9 protein-coding genes are annotated in these 6506 nt (G+C 39.8%); 4 read left to right on the plus strand and 5 right to left on the minus strand.

All coding sequences use genetic code 11. From position 1 onward, the window contains the following. Positions 1–445: aspartyl/asparaginyl beta-hydroxylase domain-containing protein (locus FTU82_RS15235; RefSeq protein ID WP_180101588.1), on the minus strand; the 445-nt coding region annotated here is incomplete at its 3' end. Positions 446–847: 402 nt separating this feature from the next. Here FTU82_RS15235 and FTU82_RS15240 point away from each other — a divergent pair. The 3 genes from FTU82_RS15240 to FTU82_RS16285 all read left to right on the plus strand — a co-directional run bounded on the left by FTU82_RS15240 (position 848) and on the right by FTU82_RS16285 (position 2619). Continuing rightward, the gene (locus tag FTU82_RS15240; protein WP_180036307.1) at positions 848–1840 is read left to right on the plus strand and encodes an IS5 family transposase; all 993 of its coding nucleotides are present in this window, start codon (positions 848–850) and stop codon (positions 1838–1840) included. A 221-nt stretch (positions 1841–2061) separates the two neighbouring features. Beyond that, a complete protein-coding gene (locus tag FTU82_RS16280) occupies positions 2062–2331 on the plus strand; it encodes a hypothetical protein (RefSeq protein WP_257218345.1) in 270 nt (89 codons plus the stop codon). A 9-nt stretch (positions 2332–2340) separates the two neighbouring features. Continuing rightward, a complete protein-coding gene (locus FTU82_RS16285; protein ID WP_257218346.1) occupies positions 2341–2619 on the plus strand; it encodes a hypothetical protein in 279 nt (92 codons plus the stop codon). Positions 2620–3399: 780 nt separating this feature from the next. On the opposite strand, the gene FTU82_RS15250 is transcribed toward FTU82_RS16285, so the two are convergent. The 3 genes from FTU82_RS15250 to FTU82_RS15260 are packed head-to-tail and all read right to left on the minus strand — an operon-like array spanning position 3400 to position 4981. Beyond that, complete coding sequence (locus FTU82_RS15250; RefSeq protein WP_179991827.1) at positions 3400–3900, minus strand: hypothetical protein; 501 nt, start codon at positions 3898–3900, stop codon at positions 3400–3402. Further along, the gene (locus FTU82_RS15255; RefSeq protein ID WP_179996692.1) at positions 3897–4826 is read right to left on the minus strand and encodes a MobA/MobL family protein; all 930 of its coding nucleotides are present in this window, start codon (positions 4824–4826) and stop codon (positions 3897–3899) included. Before FTU82_RS15255 ends, FTU82_RS15250 begins: the two co-directional genes overlap by 4 nt. After that, positions 4826–4981 (minus strand): hypothetical protein, encoded by a 156-nt coding sequence (locus FTU82_RS15260; protein ID WP_004847148.1) that lies wholly within the window; start codon positions 4979–4981, stop codon positions 4826–4828. The genes FTU82_RS15255 and FTU82_RS15260 overlap by 1 nt, the downstream gene beginning before the upstream one ends. Before the next feature lie 280 nt (positions 4982–5261). On the opposite strand from FTU82_RS15260, the gene FTU82_RS15265 reads away from it, so the two are divergent. Continuing rightward, positions 5262–5672 carry a conjugal transfer protein TraD gene (locus FTU82_RS15265; RefSeq protein ID WP_179995789.1) on the plus strand — a complete coding sequence of 137 codons (411 nt, stop codon included), beginning with the start codon at positions 5262–5264 and terminating at the stop codon, positions 5670–5672. Between the two features lie 237 nt (positions 5673–5909). Here FTU82_RS15265 and FTU82_RS15270 read toward each other — a convergent pair. Then, the coding region (locus FTU82_RS15270) for an aspartyl/asparaginyl beta-hydroxylase domain-containing protein (protein ID WP_180101590.1) at positions 5910–6506 on the minus strand (597 nt) is incomplete at its 5' end.

The raw sequence follows: 6506 nt of genomic DNA on the forward strand, positions 1-6506 counted from the left end.
GTGCCAGCTCGGTAAACATCGCGGCTTTAATGGTCGGCAAGGTTTTCAGCAACGCCGTCGTTTTTGGACAAAGTTCAGCGGCTGATGGATGTGCAGAGTCATACCATTTCAGATAAAAACGCTTCCAGCCTGTTTTGAAAAAGGAGTTAAACCCCAAGTCATCATAACTGCTCGATGCTTTAATTCCGCCTTTTTCATATAAAGCTTTTGCTTCATCACGAATCATTTCCCAGTTTTCATCCAACACTTTTAAGTCTTGAAAATGCTGTGTATCGATATATGGCTGATTCGGTACCTTTGAAAACATGTACATGAGGTAGTTAATTGGCGCAAGAATCGTTGAGTGATCGAAAAATTGACGATAAAACGAGTGACGAACCTTCCCACGTTGCTGAATATAAAGTGCAGAAAGAATAAAAATCGCCAGAATGATCCACTTAATCATATGAAAACCTGGAAACCAAAGAAAACGAAATAAAAGAAAAAGACCAGTATTCGGTCTAGACTGCGAATTGTAGCATAGGCTGCAAAGTACGTCCTATTTCCAGCTTTTCATCACAAGTTTTCATTCTGTTTAAGTTCACCTGCAAGTGCAGCATTGACTAAATTGCCAAAATCGGCACAAATATTGACTTGAAATATAAGGACGCTGTCTAATCATTTTTTAATCACTCATCCATAAAAAATCTTAACCGAAACAAAAACTTCACTCTATTTAGGCCGCATCATTCAAAAATACATCACGCAAGCACACGAAATAATTGAAACCTTTGCACGAACAGATACACAAAAGTTCGTTAAAATGATATAATGCTTTATAATCAACCACATAACAAAAGACACCGACATGGCATGGAAACAAACAGGGCAGCTGTCCCTAGCAGACAGTCTAGTTAATCACCACAAAGCCATTGAAGAACTCGATGAACTACACAACCTCATCAACTGGCAGACTATCGAACACACCTTACGTCATGTTCATAACAGCGACCGTGGCGAAAGTGCCTTTCACCCAGTCATCATGTTTAAAGTCTTATTACTACAAAAACTGTATGGCTTATCAGACCCAGCCATGGAAAAACAACTGGCACGAGACTTACTCTTTCGCCGCTTTGTCGGGCTATCGCTTACCGATAACGTACCTGACCACAGCACCATCTGGCGATACCACAAACACCTAGGCGAACTTGGACTTACCCAACCCTTATTCAACCAAATCAATGAGCAACTAGCCGAGCAAAATATTATCATCAAAGCAGGCAGTGTCAGCATCATCGATGCCAGTATCGTCGAAGCCAAGAACAAACGAGCTAAAAAAGGCAAACATACCGACAATACCCAAGACAAAGAAGCTGCCTACGTCAGTAAAAAAGACAGCACAGGCAAAGTGAAAACCACCTACGGCTTTAAAATCCATCTAAACTGTGATGAAGACAGCTTTGTCAAAAAAGTTGAAACCACCCCAGCCAATGTGCATGATTCACAATGTTTTACCACGCTTTTAACAGGGAATGAATCTGCTGTTTACGCTGACAGTGCGTATAAAAGCCAAGCCCATGACGACTATCTTGCCAAGCATGAACCACCGATAAACAATTATATTCATGATAGAGCATGGCGTAATACCCCTTTGACCGAACAACAAAAACGTTCCAATACCCAAAAGAGCCAAACCAGAAATACGGTGGAACGGGTATTTGGTCATTTTAAATTGCATTATGGGATGAGCAAGGCTCGTCATTTAGGGTTAATGCAATTTCATACCAGTACAGTGCTTGCTAGCATTGTGCATAATTTAAAAACGGCCCTAAGTCTGAAACAAAAATATGGATTGGCTTAGGGTTATTGTGTCTGTTGGTTGGCAAAACTAGCCAATAGATCTGAATTAACTGCAATTTAGGAGAGTGTTATGCCAATTCGGTGACTTTTTCTATCTTTTAACACCAATTCCAGTTTTTAGTTGAGTTTGAGATTGGTGTCGAGAGTAGGTCGCTGGTTTGTGCAAAGGTCTCTACAATTTTTAGTTCAATTTATATTCTTAAATATTAAGGTACTTTTTTCATGTCAACAATTACCATCCATAACAAAGAGTACAGAATCTATGAAGTTACTGGAAAAATCTTAGAATCTAACAAACAGAGAGAGTTACACGTATATGGCTCAGGCGGTGGTGGAGCAACATATAATGGAACTGGTGGTACAGCACCTGTAAATATTCAATCTAGTACAACTATCCATGATGAATTTTTTTTAATAGATCAAGATGGACAAGAACATTCTATTAAACTCAAAAATTGGGATGTAAGTTTAAGAGAAGGACATGAAATTTAAGTAATTTGGGTGATATCTCCAAATCAAGAAAGAGGGCCATACGTTGTATTAAACAATCACAGCCTAAGAAACATCACAACACAAAATGACATTATTAGAGAAATTTCTATAAAACACTATGCAAAAAAATTTTGGTTAAGCATTGTGGCAGTTATAGTCTTAAGCTTTATTTTTAAAAGTTTTATTTTCTTTTTAATTATTGCAATTGGCACATGGTTTTATTGGAATAAGAAAAGCAAAGAAGTATTTAAAGAACTTAAACAAGCTATTGAAAACATAATTAATTAGTCAAATAGCCTAAGCAATAAAATTAGAATAGATCAAACATCCGCTTATTATTCTTAAACGCTTAATAAGCTCTCAACTTCTCAACTCGCCCCCAAAGCGTCGCACTTCGTGCTTTGGCTTTGGAAACGGTTGAGAGAGTTTCGGCAATACTCTCCCTAAAGGCGGTCATTTAAAAAAATGACGCATCCTTTAAGTATTGCCGATTTACCGTATATTCTTTTGGCTTCGGAGCCACGTATATCGGTCGTATCCGCACATAGCTTTGCAAACTATGCAGACAAGGACTAAAGGTCTTGCACCTCTCCCCACACGCTCCCTGTCGAAGTATGGCGGTATCTCTGCGAGGGTTTCCCCAACATACAACTTAACCAACCTATACAACTACTCTTAACGCTCCGCTTTTGTGAGATTCCCCTGTAGCGGTTTAGCCTTTCGACTATCGCTACGTTGCACCAGTGACACTTATTCCCTCCACATGCAACGCATGCCAATCCGTAAAACGGACACGCAGAAGCAGGCAAAGCTCGATCTATGATGCTTATTTGATGATTAAAAACACGTATTAACGAAGACTTATCATTTTGAGTCTTGATCTAAACACTGTTTATTGTGAAAATAGAGTTCAGGTACAAGCCTTGTGGTGAAATCTGCACGAGTTGGTAGCTCTGCTGATCTTCGTTACTTGATGTTAGCGCATCAAATAACTGCGTACCGCTGAATATAAAGCGAAAGCCCATTGAGTTTCAATACTGAATGGGCTTTTTCTTTTTCAGATGTTTGTTATTTAGGGTCTATCACGCAAAAATCTTTAGCATTTCCATATCCGCACTGTTCTTTCATCACTCGGACACACGTTTTAGATTCTCCATCGACTTTACAGCTTCCAAGATCAAACTGAATGCCTTGCTGTCTTAGGCTCTCGATCTGCGGGATATTTTCTAAAGGTTTGATATAAACACTAAACAGCCAAATGATGCCAAGCATAAGAATGGCGAAAATGCCTAAAACGATAGTGATGATTTTCCATGAAAATTGATCACTGGTTGATTCAATCGAGTTTTTTAAATGTCCAAGTGCTTTGGCGGTCTTAATAAGCTCCGCTGTACCCTCCTGTAAGCCCGTATTTAGCGATTTTGATACGGTACTATGGGTTTGCCCTGCTATGACCTTTTGAATGCGTTCTTCGGTGATTTGAAGCTCTTTAACAGCCTGATTGACTAGGTTCTGCTGTTGTTCTGCAACTGCCATCAGTGCATATAACTTTTTTTCATCAGGTGTCATCGGCTCATCCCCTTATAACTCATGGTTTTCTGTTGCTCTCGTTCTAATTTCTGCTGTTCTTTGTACTGCTGTAAGGCAAGTTGTTTGAAGCTGTCAAAATCAGCCTTAAAGCTCTCAATACCCTGTTTAATTTCTTTGTCTGAAATTGGGCTGTCTTTGAGTTCTTTCAGGTCTTTTTTCGGGTCGCCTAAGTCTAGTCGCTCAAGCTCTTTGTAGGCTGTACGTGACTGTTGCAAGGCTTCCCTGATTTCAGGGTCTTTGGCTTGGCTTGGTAATAATTTTTTTTCAGGTTCTTTGTCTATGCCTTGCTCTTTATAGCTTCGCATATCAATACGGCTGTCAATTTGGTGTTTTTCTAAATGGCTGTTGCATAAATCTGCCCATCTTTGGCGTAGGTCTTTAATATCAGTTTTTCGTTCCTGGTAACTCTTGCCGGTATTGTCTTTTTTAGCTCCGCCACGTTCAGGATTCTTGCTGTTATAGCGTTTGAAATATTGCTCCGGATCTCGTTCGATTCCATCTTGCAGACGTTCATTAAACATCAGGTGGACGTGGGGCTGATCGTTGCCGTCCATTGCTTTAGGGTTATGAATCGCAAATTGATACGGATATTTTGAGCCGATCTCGGACTGAATGAAGTCCTCAACCAGTTCTAAGCGTTGCTCGGCATTCATTTCTCTAGGTAGGGCAATTTCATATTCTCGATAGGTACTGCCATTTTTGCGCTCGTAAAGGTCGGCTGCCTGCCAAAAGGTAATCGGATTATGTTCAGCCCATTTCGGCATATTTCCATAGGCACTATGTTCAAGGTCGGTTTCTGCCTGCTCCTGTTTCAGCTTCTTTTCTTCATCCCGATCAATATATTCGGCATGCGGTGCTGCTTTGCCTGCCTTACCGACTTTGACACTTAAACGAGCAATCGCCATTAGGTCTTATCCTGTTCCTTTTTTCGGTTACGTTCTTTTTTAAACGCTCTTTGATCAAGTATCGAAGCCCACATCATAATGATGATAAGTAGCGGTGCTGCGATCACGCCAAAACTAATATCTTTGATTTTTCCCAAGACCTGTTTTAGTTGCATGCTGTTGCTCCTAGCTTTGGTACTTCTTTTTTTAATTCAATTGAAAATTGAATTAAAAAAAGAAGTTTCAGGGTTTTAGGGATGAAATCCCTAACGTGCTTAGGTTTCTCAATGAAATTGAGAAACGTCTAAGCGCGCCATCAAAATTTTGATGGAAGTGCAGGCGACAATATCTAGAACGAACTTTAACAAAATTGCGTACCTTGGACGTAATTATTTTGTTATCGTTCTTTGAGAATTGAGCATGTACTTTTGCGGTATCTGAATTAAGGAATTGAATATGAATAATGAATGGCTGTCTGAAAAAATTACCTACATTTCTGCATTAAAGAATCCAAGTGATGCTCAAAAACTTCTATTGGAATTGGCTCAAATTCAGTACCGAACACCTGAACAAGAAAAGAAATTAAATGCCCTTATCAAAGCTGAAAAAGCTATAGATCGAGCAAATAAACAGAAAGTCGTTGTTAGAAAATTACTCAATGCGGAAAAGGAAGCTGAACGTAAAGCTCGTACACGTCACCTCATCCAATTAGGCGCACTTTTTGAAATTGCTAACCTAGATCAGCGTGACCCCGCCGAATTACTTGGAGTTCTGCTTAAAACTGCTGAAATTGATCCAAATGATATGAAATGGCAAATTTGGAAAGAATTAGGACAAGAGATATTAAATCAACGTAAAATTAATTAACTACAAGAAACTTTTGCACCTTGAAACCTCATGCTTTATCTAACTTATAAGTTGCGATCTTAAAAATGAAAGAGATACGCGCTCATGTTGTTTTTAGTTTTAACTGGATAAAGCATAAAGCCATGCGTGGTTCAAATCCACTGTAAGCCTTGAAATAAATAGAAAAATCAAAAGGGCAGATAGGCTTCCCCTTTTCTGCCCAAATAAAAAAACGCCCCTCAGGGCGTTTAATGTACTTTAAAACACATAAGGTCGAACAAAGATCAGGAAGAAAATTCCGAGCATTAAGAACCACTTTAAGAAGTAGTACAGTTGACGGTTGGTTTTCTTCAAGGCTTTAGCTTTGATCCGCACTTGATAGACATAACCAAAGACTTTATTCAGTCCACCCGTTTGATCCCCTGCTTCATTTGGAGAGCTGGCAGCGGTCATAACTTTTTTACCAAACCAGTGATTGAAACGTTCCATAAAGCGTGTCTTTAATGGACGCTCGACATCGGCAAAGAAAATAATGCGGTTTTGATCAGTGGTGTTTTCGGCATAGTGAATATAAGTTTCATCAAAGACCACGCTTTCACCATCGCGCCATGAATAGCGCTCACCATCCACATCAATAAAGCAGCGATCATCATTCGGTGTGATCAACCCCAAGTGATAACGCAATGAACCCGCATAAGGGTCACGGTGACGAACCAAACGGCTGTCAGGTGCCAGCTCGGTAAACATCGCGGCTTTAATGGTCGGCAAGGTTTTCAGCAACGCCGTCGTTTTTGGACAAAGTTCAGCGGCTGATGGATGTGCAGAGTCATACCATTTCAGATAAAAACGCTTCCA

Origin of the sequence: Acinetobacter sp. YH12151 (genome assembly GCF_013418355.1) — a bacterium.
Classification (GTDB): Bacteria; Pseudomonadota; Gammaproteobacteria; order Pseudomonadales; family Moraxellaceae; genus Acinetobacter; species Acinetobacter pseudolwoffii.

Excerpts from the sequence above, each read along its gene's own strand:
- FTU82_RS15265 (WP_179995789.1), top strand. The coding sequence starts at position 5,262 with ATGAATAATGAATGGCTGTCTGAAAAAATTACCTACATTTCTGCATTA.
- FTU82_RS15255 (WP_179996692.1), bottom strand. The coding sequence starts at position 4,826 with ATGGCGATTGCTCGTTTAAGTGTCAAAGTCGGTAAGGCAGGCAAAGCA.
- FTU82_RS15240 (WP_180036307.1), top strand. The coding sequence starts at position 848 with ATGGCATGGAAACAAACAGGGCAGCTGTCCCTAGCAGACAGTCTAGTT.
- FTU82_RS15260 (WP_004847148.1), bottom strand. The coding sequence starts at position 4,981 with ATGCAACTAAAACAGGTCTTGGGAAAAATCAAAGATATTAGTTTTGGC.
- FTU82_RS15250 (WP_179991827.1), bottom strand. The coding sequence starts at position 3,900 with ATGACACCTGATGAAAAAAAGTTATATGCACTGATGGCAGTTGCAGAA.
- FTU82_RS16280 (WP_257218345.1), top strand. The coding sequence starts at position 2,062 with ATGTCAACAATTACCATCCATAACAAAGAGTACAGAATCTATGAAGTT.